Annotated in this window: 16 protein-coding genes; 11 read left to right on the forward strand and 5 right to left on the reverse strand. The window is 70.4% G+C overall.

Features of this window, described 5'->3' with window-relative positions; genetic code table 11:
• Positions 1-63 precede the first annotated feature (63 nt).
• From TX83_RS11745 to TX83_RS11760, 4 genes are all read left to right on the forward strand, one after another.
• The gene (locus TX83_RS11745) at positions 64-882 is read left to right on the forward strand and encodes a hypothetical protein (RefSeq protein ID WP_064748139.1); all 819 of its coding nucleotides are present in this window, start codon (positions 64-66) and stop codon (positions 880-882) included.
• Between the two features lie 89 nt (positions 883-971).
• A complete protein-coding gene (locus TX83_RS11750; RefSeq protein ID WP_075575124.1) occupies positions 972-1,700 on the forward strand; it encodes a C39 family peptidase in 729 nt (242 codons plus the stop codon).
• A 57-nt stretch (positions 1,701-1,757) separates the two neighbouring features.
• On the forward strand, positions 1,758-2,474 hold the full coding sequence (locus TX83_RS11755; RefSeq protein WP_064748140.1) for a hypothetical protein: 717 nt from the start codon (positions 1,758-1,760) through the stop codon (positions 2,472-2,474).
• Positions 2,475-2,509: 35 nt separating this feature from the next.
• Positions 2,510-3,847, forward strand: a complete 1,338-nt coding sequence (locus TX83_RS11760; RefSeq protein WP_064748141.1) for a transporter — start codon at positions 2,510-2,512, stop codon at positions 3,845-3,847.
• A 202-nt stretch (positions 3,848-4,049) separates the two neighbouring features.
• On the opposite strand, the gene TX83_RS11765 is transcribed toward TX83_RS11760, so the two are convergent.
• The 4 genes from TX83_RS11765 to TX83_RS11780 form a co-directional block, all read right to left on the reverse strand.
• Complete coding sequence (locus tag TX83_RS11765) at positions 4,050-4,277, reverse strand: hypothetical protein (RefSeq protein WP_064748142.1); 228 nt, start codon at positions 4,275-4,277, stop codon at positions 4,050-4,052.
• A gap of 69 nt (positions 4,278-4,346) precedes the next feature.
• The gene (locus TX83_RS11770) at positions 4,347-5,801 is read right to left on the reverse strand and encodes a sigma-54 dependent transcriptional regulator (protein WP_079248195.1); all 1,455 of its coding nucleotides are present in this window, start codon (positions 5,799-5,801) and stop codon (positions 4,347-4,349) included.
• Positions 5,802-5,988: 187 nt separating this feature from the next.
• Positions 5,989-7,032: a class 1 fructose-bisphosphatase gene (locus TX83_RS11775; RefSeq protein ID WP_064748143.1), complete on the reverse strand. Its 1,044-nt coding sequence runs from the start codon at positions 7,030-7,032 to the stop codon at positions 5,989-5,991.
• A 77-nt stretch (positions 7,033-7,109) separates the two neighbouring features.
• Positions 7,110-7,598, reverse strand: a complete 489-nt coding sequence (locus tag TX83_RS11780) for a hypothetical protein (protein ID WP_064748144.1) — start codon at positions 7,596-7,598, stop codon at positions 7,110-7,112.
• A 215-nt stretch (positions 7,599-7,813) separates the two neighbouring features.
• On the opposite strand from TX83_RS11780, the gene TX83_RS11785 reads away from it, so the two are divergent.
• On the forward strand, positions 7,814-8,266 hold the full coding sequence (locus TX83_RS11785) for a hypothetical protein (protein ID WP_064748145.1): 453 nt from the start codon (positions 7,814-7,816) through the stop codon (positions 8,264-8,266).
• Between the two features lie 59 nt (positions 8,267-8,325).
• Positions 8,326-9,462: a DNA polymerase IV gene (dinB, locus tag TX83_RS11790; RefSeq protein WP_261370114.1), complete on the forward strand. Its 1,137-nt coding sequence runs from the start codon at positions 8,326-8,328 to the stop codon at positions 9,460-9,462.
• 1 nt (position 9,463) lies between these two features.
• On the opposite strand, the gene TX83_RS11795 is transcribed toward dinB, so the two are convergent.
• Positions 9,464-9,991 (reverse strand): GNAT family N-acetyltransferase, encoded by a 528-nt coding sequence (locus TX83_RS11795; RefSeq protein ID WP_064748146.1) that lies wholly within the window; start codon positions 9,989-9,991, stop codon positions 9,464-9,466.
• 219 nt (positions 9,992-10,210) lie between these two features.
• Between TX83_RS11795 and TX83_RS11800 the strand changes: the two genes are divergently transcribed.
• From TX83_RS11800 to TX83_RS11820, 5 genes are all read left to right on the forward strand, one after another.
• On the forward strand, positions 10,211-10,876 hold the full coding sequence (locus tag TX83_RS11800) for a response regulator transcription factor (RefSeq protein WP_064748147.1): 666 nt from the start codon (positions 10,211-10,213) through the stop codon (positions 10,874-10,876).
• A gap of 119 nt (positions 10,877-10,995) precedes the next feature.
• Complete coding sequence (locus TX83_RS11805; RefSeq protein WP_075575128.1) at positions 10,996-12,387, forward strand: sensor histidine kinase; 1,392 nt, start codon at positions 10,996-10,998, stop codon at positions 12,385-12,387.
• 310 nt (positions 12,388-12,697) lie between these two features.
• Positions 12,698-13,294 (forward strand): hypothetical protein, encoded by a 597-nt coding sequence (locus TX83_RS11810; protein WP_222423760.1) that lies wholly within the window; start codon positions 12,698-12,700, stop codon positions 13,292-13,294.
• A 25-nt stretch (positions 13,295-13,319) separates the two neighbouring features.
• Complete coding sequence (locus TX83_RS23685; RefSeq protein WP_222423761.1) at positions 13,320-14,579, forward strand: NIPSNAP family protein; 1,260 nt, start codon at positions 13,320-13,322, stop codon at positions 14,577-14,579.
• A gap of 79 nt (positions 14,580-14,658) precedes the next feature.
• Positions 14,659-15,357 carry a helix-turn-helix transcriptional regulator gene (locus tag TX83_RS11820; RefSeq protein WP_064748149.1) on the forward strand — a complete coding sequence of 233 codons (699 nt, stop codon included), beginning with the start codon at positions 14,659-14,661 and terminating at the stop codon, positions 15,355-15,357.
• The last annotated feature ends 271 nt before the right edge of the window (positions 15,358-15,628 follow it).

A 15,628-nucleotide genomic window follows, 5' to 3' on the forward strand; every position in this document is an offset into this window, starting at 1 on the left:
GCACGGCCGCGGCCGCATCGGGCCGCGGCCGTTCCGCTCCAGGCACCGCTACGGAGAATCGTTATGAAACTTCACCACACCCTGCTCGCCATCGCGCTGGTTTCCAGCCTGGCGTTGCCGGTCTGGGCCGAAGGCGACGACGCCGACATCCATAGCTCGACCCGCGTCAACAACGACATCGACGTGCACGGCCGGGTCAAGGTACGCGGCAAGATCAAGATCGCCTCGCAATCCTCGGCGACGGTCGATCAGGACCAGACCACCGAGCACAACCTCTCGCTCGGCGACGGCGATCACGATGCCCATCTCGGCGACGACGCGTTGTCCGACGCGCAAGGCAACATCGGCGTCAACGTGGCCGCCGGCGTAGGCAACGCGCAGGCCAACGACACCGCCCTGTCCGCGGTCGACGGCGAGAAGGTCTTCGCTTCGGCGATGGTGTTCAGCAGCCAGAGCGCGAGCGACAACTACGCCACCACCAACACCGACCACACGTACTACAGCGCGACCCTGGACGGCAACGCCTTGTCCGCCGCCAAGGGCAACATCGGTGTGAACGTCGCCGCCGGCGTCGGCAACGCCCAGAGCAATGCGATGGCCGCCTCGGTCAACAGCTCGGGCCGCCTGGCCCTGGCCGCGGCCGACAGCGAACAGAGCGCGATGTTCAATCTGCTCGACAGCGAAGGCCGGCGCATCAGCCTGGACCTGTACGCCACCCTGGGCGGCAACGCCCTGTCGGGCGCACAGGGCAACATCGGCGTCAACGTCGCCGCCGGCGTCGGCAATCTGCAGCACAACGGGCTGTCGATCGCCACCGCGTCCTGCGGCACCTGCGCGGCGCCCCCGCCGCCGCCGACCTGTGGCAGCAACTGCGGCGATTGAGCCGCACTCTCGGTCCGCGACGGTCGCCCCCGGCCGCCGCGGATCGAGTTCCCTCCCGCGCATCGCGTCCAGCGTCGTTATCCAAGGCCATGACCCCGCCGATCCGTACCCTCGCCGTCTGCCTCTGCGCCCTGCTCGCCGCGGGCGCGGCGCATGCGCAGTCGCCCGGCGAGCGCAGCGTGCCGGTCGACGTCACCCGTCTGGTCGGCAACGGCGCGGTGCCCGGCATCAAGCCGATGCGCACGATGCGCGATCTGCGCTACCGCGACCTGATGCAGCAGCGCTACGACTTCAGTTGCGGCTCGGCGGCGTTGGCCAGCCTGCTCCACTACGGCTACGGCCTGGAGGTGAGCGAGGCCGAGCTGATCAAGAAGATGATGGTCGGGGTCGATCCGAAGGAAGTGGTGCGCAACGGGTTCTCGATGCTGGACATGAAGCGTTACGTCTCCGGCATCGGCATGCGCGCGCACGGGTTCCGCATCGAGCCCGACGCGCTGTACCGCTTGCAGATGCCGGTGATCGCCCTGCTCGACCTGAAGGGCTATCGCCATTTCGTGGTGGTCAAGGGCGCGGCCGGCGGGCGAGTGTTCGTCGCCGATCCGGCGCTCGGCCACCGGGTCATGCCGGAAGCCGATTTCGTCCGCGGCTGGAACGGCATCGTGCTCGCGGTGGTCGGCGACCGGCCGATGCGCGCCGATTCCTATCTGGTCAACCACCGCAGCTCGCCGGCGCTGGAGCGCCGGGTGGACGCGCTCGACCGCGCCACCGCGCCGCCGCGGGTGGTCGAGTTCGGCCTGGTCGTTACCGATTTGTTCTGACACGTGCGACGCGTACCGCTTGCGAGGTGCCCGATGAACTGTCCATCCCCCTGTGCCATGTTCGCGGCCCTCGTGGCAGCGGCGGCCGCGGTCCAACCCGCGGCCGCCCTGCCCCCTCTGAAAGTCGATCTGGTCGATGAGGCGACCCTGGCGACGATCAGCGGACGTTACTTCGGTGCGCAGATGCTGGTCGGCCTGCGGGTCGATTTGGTCTCCAGCCTGCACACGCCGCAGCAAGGCCTGGCCAGCGCCCGCGGCTCGATGCTGGTGCAGCGCGAGGGCGGCGGCTTTTCGGTGCAGACCGATGCGCGCAGCCAGGCCGAAGCCGGCTCCGGCCTGCCCGAGGCGACGCCGGCGACCGCCAGCGGCGCCGAGCAGGTATCGGTGCAGGGCATCGGCCAGATCGCCCAGATCGCCGGCGACCGCAACCGTCTGTCCAACCTGACCCGGATCGGCTTCGTCGACAGCGTCGACGCCAGCGGCTTCAACGGTCAGACCCAGGCCGCCTCCAGCGCCGGCCCGATGACCGCGCAAGTCACCTTCCTCGACGGCGGCGTGCAGCTCGGCGTCGCCGGTCCCGGCGCGACCCTGCAACAGCGTCTGGACCCGGCCGCCGGCGGCGGCATCGTCCAGTTCGGCCGCATCGCCGGCAACGATCTGACCGGCAGCAACAGCCTGCAGTTGCAGTTCGTCAGCGCTCCGATCACGCCGCAACTGAGCCAGCAACTGGGTCTGCAACAAGCCTTGGAAAGCCTGCGCGCGCTGCCTCGCTGAGCGCTCCCTCTCCTCTTGCCACGGACGCCGAGACCATGCGCCCAGCCCTCGCTCCCTTGTCGGTCGCGCTGATGCTCGCGATCGCGCTCCCGGCCGTCGCCGCCGAAACCGACGACGGCCCGACCCTGTCCCTGCACCAGCGCATGCTCGAAATGAGCCGCGAGCTGGCCGCGCAACGCGCCGAGATCGAACGCCTGCGCCACCAGGTCGACGAGATGGAACTGAGCCAGCGCGGGCGCGGCCTCGGCGGCGACGCCTCGATGCAGGACAATGCGGCCAAGGTCGCGCGCACGGTCGCCGAAGAGGCGCAGCGCAAGGCCTCGGCCACCGCCACCGAGGAGGAGGCGCGGGTCGCGCAGAGCGCGCAGGACGGCACGGTGCAGATCGGCCAGACCCAGCGCGACGAGGACGCCCAGCGGCGCGAGCAGGAAAAGGCGCTGGTGGTGCGCGAGCACGCGCCCTTGTTCCAGCGCAAGTTCACCTTCGACGCCGGCTTCAGCTACAGCTACTACGACCGCCGCCAACTCGCGCTCAGCGGTTTCCTGGCCCTGGACGCGATCTTCCTGGGCAGCATCAACCTCGACCAGACCAAAGCCACCGTCGGCACGCTGGAACTCACCGGCCGCTACGGCCTGACCGACCGGCTCAGCGTCGAAGCCAGCGTGCCCTACGTCTACCGCGATTCGCGCTTCGTCAGCGGCGGCGCCGGCGGCGCGTCCAGCGTGGTCAGCGAAGTCAGCATGCGCTCGCAGGGGCTCGGCGACGCCAGCGCCGCGGTGTACTACCAGTGGGTCAAGGAATCGCCGCGCTGGCCCGACATCGTCACCAGCCTGCGCGTGCGCGCGCCGACCGGGCGCGATCCGTTCGGGCTCAAGTTGATCCAGCCCGACGACAACAACAACAACCTCAACATCCCCGAAGAGCTGCCGACCGGCTCGGGCGTGTGGAGCGCGACCTTCAACGTATCGGCCCTGCGCACCTACGATCCGGTGATCCTGTTCGGCAACATCGGCTACACCTACAACAGACCGACCGACTTCGACGATATCTCGCCGGTGCTGGAACAGGTGTCGCCGGCGGAAGTGGCGCTGGGCAATACCATCCAGCTCAGCGGCGGCCTGGCGATCGCGCTCAACGACCGTTCGGCGATCAGCTTCAGCGTCGCCACCGCCCAGACCGGCGCCACCCACACCACCGCGCCCGGCGGGCCCAAGCGGCGCGTGCCGGGCAGTTCCAGCAACAGCACCACGCTCAACATCGGCGCCAGCTATGTGCTGCCGTCGGGCTGGACCCTCAACGGCCAGCTCGCCGCCGGACTGACCCCGGACGCGCCGAACTTCGTGTTTTCGCTGCGCGGTTCCAAGTCGTTCTGATCCGCAGCGAAAGGGGTCGATCGCCGCGACCGAACCGCCGGAACCGGATCGCCGCAAAGGGCAAAGACAGGGGAGAACAGGGGCCGCGTCGCCGGGGCGACGCAATCGACAGATCGGGTTTCGCGCTGCAGCGCCGTTCCGGCGCGGGCGCCGGGGCGAAAGTGTGAGGCTTTCGCCCTCTTTTTGTCCGCGTCGCGGCCGCTCAGGCGGCGCGGTCCGGGCCTTCGTCTTCGGCAGCGTCCTGCTCGAAGCGGGACTGGATGGCGCGTACCCGCGCCCGGGTCGACTCCAGTTCGCCGGCGGCCGCGCGCATCGCCGCGATCGGGTCGTCGATGCCGAAGCGCCGATGCAGTACTTTGCGTTCGCGCTCGTTGAGCCCGGCGAACAATTCCATCAGCCACTCGTTGAGTTCTTCGTCGTGCTCGCTCATGGCGCACCCGGTGATGGCGCCGAAGCGGCGCTGCGAATGAGAGGGGAACCGGACGTTCGGGCAGCCGGTTCAGGCGGGTTGCGCGTCCTGCTCGGCGTCGTCCTCGCCGCTGCGCATGCCCAGCTTCAGCATCAGCCGGTACAGCGTCACTCGCGATACGCCCAACTCGCGCGCCGATTCGCCCAGGCGCTGGCGATTGCGCTTGAGCGCGCGCTCGATCGCCTCGCGGGTAGCGACGTCGCGCGCTTCCTCCAAGGTCATCGGCCGTTCCGCGGCCGCGTCGCCGATGCGCAGGTCGGCGGCGGTGATGTAGCGTCCCTCGGCCATGACCACGGCCTGGCGCACGCGGTTGATCAGCTCGCGCACGTTGCCGGGCCAGGCGTGGCGCTGCATGGCCTGGCGCGCGCAGGGCGAGAACCCCTTGAAGCCGCGCCGGCCTTCCTGCGAATAGCGGCGCAGGGCGTAGTCGGCGAGCAGGTCGATGTCGCCACCGCGCTCGCGCAGCGGCGGCATCTGCATGCGCAGCACGCACAGGCGGTGATAGAGATCGGCCCGGAAGCGGCCGGCCCCGACCGCGGCGTCCAGATCGTGGTGGGTCGCCGACACGATGCGCACGTCGACCGGGATCGGGCCCTGGCCGCCGACGCGCTCGATCGTGCCCTGTTCGAGGAAGCGCAGCAGCGAGGTCTGGCTGTCCAGCGGCAGGTCGCCGATTTCGTCGAGGAACAAGGTGCCGCCGTTGGCCAGCTCGATCCGGCCGAGCTTGCGCTGCTGCGCGCCGGTGAAGGCGCCGCGCTCGTAGCCGAACAGCTCGGATTCGACCAGGTTGTGCGGAATCGCACCGCAGTTGATCGCCACGAACGGTGCGCGGCTGCGCGATGAATGTCGGTGCAGGGCCATCGCCGCCAGCTCTTTGCCGGTGCCGGTCTCGCCGGCGATGAACACCGGCGCGTCGCTGCTGGCGGCCTTGCCGAGCATGCGGCACAACGTGCGCACGCCTTCGCATTCGCCGATCATGCCGTCGACGTGGTGGTGTTCGGCGCCGCGATGCTGGCCGCAGGACAACGCCGCCATGCCGTGGCCGTGGCCGATCACCGTGTGCAGCACCGCCTCGGGACAGGGCAGGGTGACGTAGTCGTAGCAATAGTCGCGGATCAGCCGCCGCACCAGCGCGTCGCCGAGTTGTTCGGCGTGGATGCCGGCGATCCAGCCCGCGTTGGCCGTGGTCAGGGCCGGACCGAGTTCGCTGAGATCGCGGGCGGTGAAGCCTTCGCGCAAGTCCACCAGCACCGCATGCGGCGTGTGCGGGCTCGCGTGCAGCTGGCGCAGCGCGCTGCGCGCGTCGGCGGCGCGGCGCAGGTTCCAGCCCAGCGCCTTGAGCGCGGTCAGCGCATGCATGCGCCCGGCGCCGCCGGGACTGAGATAGAGCAGTTCGCGCAGGCCGTCCGGCGCCGCCGCGAGCGGCGGCGGCAAGATCGTGGCCGCGTGGCGACCCCCCAGGTCGCGCTGTGCGTGATTCGACATCGCAGGTTCCCCACCGGCGCGAGCGCGCCATGAACTACCGCAAGTCTTTATGTAAACGAAGATAGCAACCGGATGCGGACAATGTGACATCTGTCCGATATACGGCAAAAAAATTGTGGTATGCGGCGAGCCGGGCTGGGGGCCCGGTTCGCCGGTTCAGCGCTGCCGGCGGCGTCGGGACCTGCGCTTATCCCTGTTCAGCATCGTATTCCAGGTGGTAACGCACCGCCGCTTCGACTTCGTGCTTGCTGCCGAGGAACACCGGCACGCGCTGGTGCAGGCCGGTCGGCCGCACCTCCAGCATGCGCTGGCGGCCGGTGCTGGCGGCGCCGCCGGCCTGCTCGACCAGAAAGCTCATCGGGTTGGCCTCGTACATCAACCGCAGCTTGCCGCCCTTGTCGGCGCACTTGGCGTCCAGCGGATAGCTGAAGATGCCGCCGCGGGTCAGGATGCGATGCACGTCGGCGACCATCGAGGCCACCCAGCGCATGTTGAAGTCCTTGCCGCGCGGGCCTTCCTTGCCGGTCAGCAGGTCGGCGACGTAGCGCTGCATCGGCGGCTGCCAGTGGCGCTGGTTGGACATGTTGACCGCGAATTCCTTGGTTTCCTCGGGGATCCGCATGTCGCGCGTGGTCAGCACGAAGCTGCCGACCTCGCGGTCGAGGGTGAAGGCGTGGGTGCCGTGGCCGATGGTCAGCACCAGCATCGTGCTCGGGCCGTAGGTGGTGTAGCCGGCGCAGACCTGCTCGGTGCCGGGCTGCAGGAAGTCCTTGTCCTCGGCCTGGGTGACGCCGTCGGGCGCGCGCAGCACCGAGAAGATGGTGCCGACGGAGATGTTGACGTCGATGTTGGACGAGCCGTCGAGGGGATCGAACAGCAGCAGGTAGTTGCCGCGCGGGTAGACGTCGGGAATCGGGTGCGAGGTGTCCATCTCTTCCGAGGCCAGTCCGGCGAGATGACCGCCCCAGGCGTTGGCTTCGAGCAGGATCTCGTTGCTGAGCACGTCGAGCTTCTTCTGCGCCTCGCCCTGGATATTGCCCGTGCCGGCGTCGCCGAGCACGCCGCCGAGGGCGCCCTTGCCGACCGCGATCGAGATGGTCTTGCAGGCGCGGGCGACGACTTCGATCAGCAGGCGCAGGTCGGCGTTGATGCGGCCGGCGCGCTGTTCTTCGATCAGGTAGCGGGTCAGGGAGATGGCGGAGCTGGGGCTGGGCGTGGGTACGGCGGACATGGGCTCGGGGCGGTGGCGGCGAGGGGCGCCATTGTCGCCGATGCCGGGCCGCGCGGCGCCTCGCCGCCGGCCCGCGTTCAGCTCGGGCGCAGGCCGTCGGCCTCGCGGCGCAGGTGGCGCTCGGTCACGCCGAAGGCATGGGCGACCTCGCGCAAGCTGCGGCCGCTGCGGATCGCGGCGCGGATGCCGACCCGGCGCAGGCCGACGAACACGCCCCAGGCCGAGGGAATCTCGATGGTGCCGGCGGCGCTGGCCCGGTCGAGCAGTTGGCGATGGGTCAGCGGGTCCAGCGACAGGCCCATGCGCGAAGAGCAGGCGGCGCGGCCGCGCGGCAGGTACAGCCGGCGGCCGCCGTGGCGGTGCACCAGCCGCAGCATCGCGCCGAAACCGGCCTTGCCTGCGACTTCCGCGGCGACCCAGGGCAGCGAAGCCAGCACGTCGACCTGATGGTCCTCGCAGAACTGACGCAGCGATTCGAACGCGGGCGAGTCCGGTTCGGGCAGGCCGGCGAAGCAGGGTTCCGGGACGCGCGGGGCGCCGCTTTGCAGGGTCAGTACGAAGTTCATGTCCGGCAGAACGCAGCCGCGCCGACGTCGTGAAGCGGTGCGCGCGGCGAAGATCGCCGATGCAGCTGCGCGGGCGGCCGATGGCGGCGCTCGACGCACTGGGAATTCGATCCGCATGTCGCCGCCGCGACGGCGTCGCTACAAGTCCAATCTGCGGCGTCGTGCCGCAACGGGGCCTGCTTCCCGACCACGCGGTGCTACAGGAGAACACCGACATGCCTTATCAGATCTTCCAATGGACCGGCGACCCGCTGCAGATTCCGGAGCGTTACTGGGCCAGCGCGCAGGCCGTGCCGCCGAACGGCGGTCCGCTGATCGACACCGTGCGCTTCACCCCGTTCACCTCCTGCATCGGCATCCTCGCCAGCAGCGGCGAAGGCGAGGACACCCAGATCGTCGGCATCCACCTGTCGTTGATGGACACGAACGACAACTGGTTCGACAACGGCGCGGTGGCGCAGGTCATGGCGGTGCTGCAGAACTACCCCGACAACCGCTGGATCGTCGGCCAGACCACGATCTGGGAGGACACGCCGACCGTCAGCGCCGCCTATCAGAACCTGGTCAATCAGATCGGCGAAGCCGACTACCTGTCCGGCGACGACGGCATCTACTCCGGCGCGCTGAACCAGGTCGACGAACTGGAAGGCCGCTACATCGCGGCCTGAGAGCCGGCTGCGCCGCGCGGCGGCGCTACCATGGCGGCGTCGCCCGATGCCACGCCGCCTTGCTCCCGACCGCCGCCACCGCCGAACCCGCGCCGCGCCGCAAAGTCCTGCACATCGACATGGACGCGTTCTATGCCTCGGTCGAGCAGCGCGACGACCCGGCCTTGCGCGGCCGGCCGGTGGTGGTGGCCTGGCGCGGCGCGCGCTCGGTGGTGTGCGCGGCCAGCTACGAGGCGCGCAAGTTCGGCGTGCGCTCGGCGATGCCGGCGGTGCGCGCCGAGCGGCTGTGTCCGCAGGCGGTGTTCGTGCCGCCGGATTTCGTCCGTTACAAGGCGGTGTCGCGCCAGGTGCGGGAGATCTTCGCCCGCCATACCGACCTGATCGAACCGCTGTCGCTGGACGAGGCCTACCTGGACGTCACCGCGACCAAGACCGGCCTGCCCTCGGCCACCGCCACCGCCGAGGCGATCCGCGCCGCGATCCGCGAGGAGACCGCGCTGACCGCCTCGGCCGGGGTGGCGCCGAACAAGTTCCTGGCCAAGATCGCCTCCGACTGGAACAAGCCCGACGGCTTATTCGTGATCAAGCCGCACCAGGTCGCGGCCTTCCTGGCGCCGCTTCCGGTCGGGCGCCTGCCCGGGGTCGGCAAGGTCATGGAGCGCAAACTGGCCGACCTGGGCGTGGCGGTGGTCGCCGACCTGCGCGCACTGGGCGCGCAGGCGCTGGAGCAACGCTTCGGCCGCTGGGGCCGGCGCCTGCACGAGCTGTCGCTGGGCATCGACGAGCATCCGGTCGAGCCGGAGCGGCCGACCCTGCAGATCTCGTCCGAGGACACCTTCGCCGAAGATCTGCCGTTGGATGCGCTGGACGAGGACATCCGCCGCCTCGCCGACAAGACCTGGGCGAGCTACCAGCGCGAGTTGCAGCGCAGCCCGGGCCGGATCGCGCGCACCGTGGTGCTCAAGCTCAAGACCGCCGACTTCCGCATCCTCACCCGCAGCCTGACCGGCGCCCAGCCGCCGGCCGGCGCGGCCGAACTGGCGCGGATCGCCGGTGCGCTGCGCGGCCGGGTCGAGCTGCCGGCGCAGACCCGCTATCGCCTGGTCGGGGTCGGCCTGTCGGGCTTCGTGCGCGAGGACGAGGCGCAGCCGCAGTCCGATCTGTTCGACGTCGCGGACGCGGATGCGGCGGAATGACTCACGCCGCCGCCGGTTCTTCCATCCGCACCACGTAGCGCACCGCGTCCAAGCGCACCGCGCGCAACGGCGCATCGAGCAGGCGCGCCGCTTCGCTCCACTGCGGCGACTGGCATTGCAGGTTGAGGCAGCCGAAGCGTTGCGCGGCCTCGCGCGCGTGGCGGAACAGTTCCACCTCGATGCCGCGTTCGCGCCAGGGCGCGCGCAGGTAGGGATCGTCCAGGTGCAGGCAGTAGGCGCGTTCGAGCATCGAAAAGCCGGCGGTGGCGCTGGCGTAGCCGACCGCCCGGCCGTCGATCTCGGCGATCCAGGCCCAGGCGGCGAACGGCGGTTCGAACAGCACTTCCAGCAGCTCCAGCGCGTCGTTGCGCGGCGGGCCATAGGGGCGGCGTTCCAGGGCGCGCTGGTCGGCATGCTCCTGGCACAGGGCGATCAACAGATCGGCGTCCTGGCGCAGGACGGGACGGACCACCAGACCGGCGACGGCGTTCGGTCCGGCGGGATCGGGGGCGGCGTACTGGGCTTTCATCGCGGGGGCTCCTGAAAGATCGGGGCTGAAAGAACGCAGGTCCGGACGGGGCCGGAACGCGGTCGGCGCGGTAGCATCGTCGCAGGCCGCGCCGGACGCACAGGCGCGGACCGCCGGCACGACCCGACGCATCCTGCGCCCCGGCCTTTAAGAACTTTTTAATCGTGCCGGCGCACAGTGCGGCCGGTGGAGCGACGCAACGACGCAGACGGACGGAGCATGAAGATCCTGTTGGTGGAAGACGACGCCATGCTCGCCGAGGCGGTGCGCACCGGCCTGCGCCACGACGGCGGCCGGGTCGACTGGGTCGCCGACGCGCCGCTGGCCAAGACCGCGCTGGTCGATCACGACTACGATGCGGTGGTGCTCGATCTCGGCCTGCCCGGCGGCAGCGGGCTGAGCGTGCTGGCCACCCTGCGCAACCGCTACGACGCCACCCCCGTGCTGATCGTGACCGCGCGCGACAAGCTCAGCGAGCGCATCGCCGGGCTCGACGCCGGCGCCGACGACTACATCGTCAAACCCTTCCAGCTCGACGAACTCGGCGCGCGCTTGCGCGCGGTGATGCGGCGCAGCCAGGGCCGGGTGTCGCCGGTGCTGAGCTGCGGCACCGTGGTGCTGGACCCGGCGCGGCGCCTGGTGACCCGCGAGGGCGAGCCGGTCGCGCTCAGCGGCCACGAGTTCCGCACCTTGATGCTGCTGCTCGAACGCCAGGGCCGGGTGGTGACGCGCGAGCAACTGGAGGAAGCGGTGTACGGCAGTTCCGGCACGATCGAGAGCAACACCATCGCGGTCTACGTCCACCAGCTGCGGCGCAAGCTCGGCGAACACCTGATCGTGACCGTGCACGGCTACGGCTACCGCATCGGCGGCGGGCCGAACTGAGCATGGAACGCGGGCGCGACGCCACTGCCGCGGGCACGAACGCGGCCGGGTCCTCCACCGAGGACGCCGTGGGCTGGCGCGAGCGGCGCCGCCGCGCGCGCCGCGAACATTGCCGGCGGATGCGCGAGTTCCCGGGCGGGCATTCGCTGCGCTGGAAGCTGACCTGGGTGCTGATCAAGGCGGTGCTGCTGGCCTGGTTCGTATGGCTGAGCTGCCAGGTCTGGCAACTGGGGCGCGAACACACCGGCATGCTCGACAACTCGCTGCGCGAGATCGCCGAACAGGTGCTCGGCTCGATGCCCGAGGGCCTGGAGCGGTTGCCCACGCGCGACCCGAAGCGGCCGACGGTGCCGGTCGAGGCCGACCGCAAGATGAGCTTCCAGGTCTGGGCCAACGGCCGCAACGTGGTGTATTCCGCGGCGGCGCCGCTGCAGCCGCTCAATCCCGAGTTCAAGGACGGCTTCGCGCGCCGGATCATCGACGGCGAGCGCTGGCAGGTCTACACGCTCACCGATCCGCAGCGCGGGCTGGTGGTGCAAGTGGGCCGGACCAAGCGCATGGCGATCGAGGAGCTGCAAGGCTGGATCGTCGGCAGTCTGCTCGCGGCGGCGCTGATCCTGGTGGCGTTCGCGCTGGCGACCTGGTTGGTGATCGGACGCTCGTTGCGGCCGATCACCGCCGTGCGCGACATTCTGCGCCGGCGCCAGCCGCTGGATCTCACGCCCTTGCCGACCCAGGCGCTGCCGAGCGAGTTCCGGCCCTTGGTCGACGCCTTCAACGGCCAGCTGGAGCGGGTCGATGCCGCGGTCCAGCACGAGCGGCGCTTCATCGCCGATGCCGCGCACGAGCTGCGCACGCCGCTGGCGGTGCTGAGCACGCACGCCGAACTGGCCTTGCGCGCGCCCACCCTGGAAGAAAAGAACGGCGCACTGCACCGGCTCAGCGCCGGCGTACAGCGCGCAGCGCGCTTGTCGGAACAGTTGCTCGATCTGGCCCGGCTGGATGCCGGCGAAGAGTCGGTGCGGCTCAAGCCACTGGACCTGTCGGACCTGATCGTCCTGGTGATCCGCGACTTCGAGACCCTGGCGCGCGAGCGCCGCCAGCGCATCAGCCTGCGCACCGGGCCGGCGCCGTTGCTCGGCGACGTGGACCAGCTGGGCATCCTGCTGCGCAACCTGCTCGACAATGCGGTCCGCCATGCCGGCAGCGACGGCCAGATCGCGGTCAGCTGCATCCGCGGCGACGGCGGCGCGGTCGAACTCAGCGTCGCCGACAGCGGCTGCGGGGTGGCGGCGGAAGACTGCGAGCGGATCTTCGACCGCTTCTACCGGGCCCCGGGCAGCCCCGACGGCGGCAGCGGCATCGGCCTGTCGCTGGTGGCGCGCATCGCCCAGACCCACGGCGCGCGGATCGAATGCGGCCCGGGCCTGGAGCGCGGCGCCGACGACCCGCGCGGCCCCGGCCGCGGCTTCGAGGTGCGGGTGCGGTTTCCGGGGCCGCCGGCGGCCTAGGCGCAGGGCAACAGCAACGGCAAATCCCCCCTGGCCCCTTTCGCAAAAAGGCGAACAAAAGGGGCGTCGTGGGGACATAGCGGGTCACGATGCAGTCGGGGCGTCGCGATCGGACCGGATGCCGCGGACACCCGGCCGCGTCGGACCGATCCGCAGCATTCCCCGTTCTGCCAACGGGGGGCAGACGGGGGCGCTCCCGCTTTGGCCTTCATTGCGAACATCCCCACGCTCGCCGCCCTGCTGACAACAGGCTGGCAGCAGCCCCCGCGCACAGTGCTCCGGTGCGATCGGCACGGCAGAGGGATGCGGCATGGACCGGCAGCGACGGACGATCTTGCGGTTGGGGGCGAGCGCGCAGCTCGCGGCATGGGGGACGCTGTTGCCGGCCGGTGCCGCGGCGGTCGGCGAGGCGAGTCAGGCCGTGCCGGCCGCAGGCGGGGAACGCGACGGCCGCCGCGATTTCGACTTCTATCACGGCCGTTGGCGGGTCGAGAACCGGCGCCTGGCGAAACGCCTGGCCGGCAGCGACGAGTGGATCGAATTCGAGGCCACCGACGAATGCCGACCGGTGCTCGGCGGGCTGGGCAGCGTCGATCGTTACCGCACCGACTGGAACGGCGGCATCGAAGGCTTTGCCTTGCGCCTGTACCGGCCGCAAACCCGGCAGTGGCACGTGTACTGGGCCAGCGACCGCGACGGCGTGCTCGAACCGCCGCTGATCGGCGGCTTCCGCGACGGCATCGGCCTGTTCGAAGGCCTGGAAGCGCATCAGGGCCGGATGCTGCCGGCGCGCGCGGTCTGGTCGCAGATCCGCGCCGACAGCGTGCGCTGGGAACAGGCGCTGTCGCCCGACGGCGGCCGCACCTGGGAAACCAACTGGGTCATGCGCATGACCCGGATCGATTGACTCCGACCACAGCGAGGCCTGCCCCATGTCCGCCACGCACGCCACAACGACGGCATCCGCACCTGTGCGCGACGACGGTCGCCACGACTTCGACTTTCTCCACGGCCGTTGGCAAGTGCGCAACGAGCGCCTGCGCGAACGCCTGGCCGGCAGCGACGACTGGGAGATCTTCCCGGCGCTGCAGACCTGCGCGCCGGTGCTGGGCGGGCTCGGCAACGTCGACGCCTTCCTCAGCGACTGGAGCCGCGCCGGCGCCGAGGACGGATTCGAAGGCATGACCCTGCGCCTGTTCAACCCCGAACGCCGGCAATGGAGCATCTACTGGGCCGGCAGTCACGACGGCGTGCTCGAACCGCCGGTGGTCGGCGCCTATCGCGACGGCGTCGGCACGTTCGAAGGCGAGCTGGAGCATGCCGGACGGCCGGTGCGGGCACGCTTCGTCTGGAGCGGCATCAGCGCCCACACCGCGCACTGGCACCAGCAGTTCTCCGTCGACGGTGGAGCGAGCTGGGAAACCAACTGGCATATGTGGCTGCGCCGTTGCGACGACGACGGCCGCCTGCTGCACCAGGACGCGGTGATCGAGCTGCGCCGCTACCGCCTGCATCCGGGCCGCCGCGACGAACTGATCGAACTGTTCGAACGCGAATTCGTCGAATCGCAGGAGGCGGTCGGCATGCACCTGATCGGCCAGTTCCGCGACCTCGACGACCCCGATCGCTACACCTGGATCCGCGGTTTTCCCGATCACACGGTGCGTCGCAGCGCACTGGAGGGTTTCTACGGCGGGCCGACCTGGAAGCGCCATCGCGAAGCCGCCAACGCCACCATGCTCGACAGCGACGACGTGCTGATGCTGAAACCGGCTTGGCCGGGATCGGGCTTCGCCGCCGCCAGGCAAGCGCGAGCGGCGCCGGGCGCGGCGGACGAGGCGGCGCAGGGGCGGATACTGGCCGGCGTCTGCGCGTTGAATCAGGCCGGAGCCGCCGGCTTCGCCGCGACCTTCGAACGCGAATTCGTGCCGGTCCTGCGCGCGGTCGGCGCCGAGCTGTTGGGCGTGTATCTGAGCGACGACACGCCGAACAAGTTTCCGCGCTTGCCGGTGCGCGAGGACGGACCGCATCTGGTCTGGTTCGCGCGGGTCGGCGATGCGGCGGCCGCGGCGCGGCTGCAGGCCGATCCGCTCTGGCGTGCGCGCTGGGCGCAGGCCGAGCGCGAGGCGCTGCGCGAGCCGCCGCAATGGCTGCGCCTGGCGCCGACGCCGCGTTCGGAGCTGCGTGCGTGAGCGCGCGCGGTCCCGGGGGCCGCGCCGACCCGCATGCGGGCGCGCTTGAGCGCAGCGCGGCGGCGCGGGATCATGCCGCATGCGCCGCGCCGACCGCCTGTTTCTGCTGATCCATGCCCTGCGCGGCCGCCGCCATGCGATCACCGCCCAGCAGCTGGCGCAGACCCTGGAAGTATCGCTGCGCACGGTTTACCGCGATGTCGCCGACCTGCAGCGGTCCGGCGTGCCGATCGAAGGCGAGGCCGGGGTCGGCTATCTGCTGCGCAAGGGCGCGGACATCCCGCCGCTGATGTTCAACCCCGACGAGCTCGAAGCCCTGGTGGTCGGTACGCGCTTCGTGCGCGCCTTCGGCGGCGAGCGCCTGGGCCGCGCCGCCACCGCGGCGCTGCTCAAGATCGAGGCGGTACTGCCGCCGGAACTGCGCGCCCGCAGCGCCCGCACCCGCATCTTCGCCCCGCAGCTGGACAACCGCATCGAGGCCAGCGGCCTGATTGACGCCCTGCATGTGGCGGTGTCGGAACAGCGGGTGCTGCGCTTGCGCTACCGCGACGGCGAAGCGCGCGCCAGCGAACGCGAGATCGAGCCGCTGTGCCTGACGTTCTGGGGCGGAAGCTGGACTCTGGGCGCCTGGTGCCGGCTGCGCGCCGATTTCCGCAGCTTTCGTCCGGACCGGATCGACGACTACGCCGCCACCGGCGAACGCTTCGCCGAATCGCGTGAACGCGGCCTGGATGCGTACCTGCGCTCGGTGGGCGGGCAGGGCCTGGAGCCGGCGTAAGCGAAGCGCCGGGTCGCCATCCCCTTGGACGTATCGCGAACCATCGCCTGCTTCGAAAAAGGGGCGAGCGCCCGCTGCGGGCTTGAAGTCCGATCGGACCGGCGACGCAGGGGATTTGCTTTGTCGAGCGCGACGCCAAAAGCAAATCCCCTGCCCCTTCTCCAAGGCGGCAACAGCACGGGTTTCCGGGTTGCGCGACAACAGTCGCCCTGTTTTGCTTTTCCCGAATCCCGAATCCCGAATCCCGAATCCCGAATCCCGAATCCCGAAT

This window comes from Lysobacter antibioticus HS124 (assembly GCF_000336385.2).
In the GTDB taxonomy this organism is placed as follows: domain Bacteria; phylum Pseudomonadota; class Gammaproteobacteria; order Xanthomonadales; family Xanthomonadaceae; genus Lysobacter; species Lysobacter firmicutimachus.

Bases quoted from the DNA above. Each gene is read 5' to 3' on its own strand.
- TX83_RS11760 (WP_064748141.1), top strand. From the start codon at position 2,510: ATGCGCCCAGCCCTCGCTCCCTTGTCGGTCGCGCTGATGCTCGCGATC.
- TX83_RS11785 (WP_064748145.1), top strand. From the start codon at position 7,814: ATGCCTTATCAGATCTTCCAATGGACCGGCGACCCGCTGCAGATTCCG.
- TX83_RS11775 (WP_064748143.1), bottom strand. From the start codon at position 7,032: ATGTCCGCCGTACCCACGCCCAGCCCCAGCTCCGCCATCTCCCTGACC.
- TX83_RS11810 (WP_222423760.1), top strand. From the start codon at position 12,698: ATGGACCGGCAGCGACGGACGATCTTGCGGTTGGGGGCGAGCGCGCAG.
- TX83_RS11765 (WP_064748142.1), bottom strand. From the start codon at position 4,277: ATGAGCGAGCACGACGAAGAACTCAACGAGTGGCTGATGGAATTGTTC.
- TX83_RS23685 (WP_222423761.1), top strand. From the start codon at position 13,320: ATGTCCGCCACGCACGCCACAACGACGGCATCCGCACCTGTGCGCGAC.
- TX83_RS11745 (WP_064748139.1), top strand. From the start codon at position 64: ATGAAACTTCACCACACCCTGCTCGCCATCGCGCTGGTTTCCAGCCTG.
- TX83_RS11800 (WP_064748147.1), top strand. From the start codon at position 10,211: ATGAAGATCCTGTTGGTGGAAGACGACGCCATGCTCGCCGAGGCGGTG.
- TX83_RS11820 (WP_064748149.1), top strand. From the start codon at position 14,659: ATGCGCCGCGCCGACCGCCTGTTTCTGCTGATCCATGCCCTGCGCGGC.
- TX83_RS11805 (WP_075575128.1), top strand. From the start codon at position 10,996: ATGCGCGAGTTCCCGGGCGGGCATTCGCTGCGCTGGAAGCTGACCTGG.
- TX83_RS11780 (WP_064748144.1), bottom strand. From the start codon at position 7,598: ATGAACTTCGTACTGACCCTGCAAAGCGGCGCCCCGCGCGTCCCGGAA.
- TX83_RS11755 (WP_064748140.1), top strand. From the start codon at position 1,758: ATGTTCGCGGCCCTCGTGGCAGCGGCGGCCGCGGTCCAACCCGCGGCC.
- TX83_RS11750 (WP_075575124.1), top strand. From the start codon at position 972: ATGACCCCGCCGATCCGTACCCTCGCCGTCTGCCTCTGCGCCCTGCTC.
- TX83_RS11770 (WP_079248195.1), bottom strand. From the start codon at position 5,801: ATGTCGAATCACGCACAGCGCGACCTGGGGGGTCGCCACGCGGCCACG.
- TX83_RS11795 (WP_064748146.1), bottom strand. From the start codon at position 9,991: ATGAAAGCCCAGTACGCCGCCCCCGATCCCGCCGGACCGAACGCCGTC.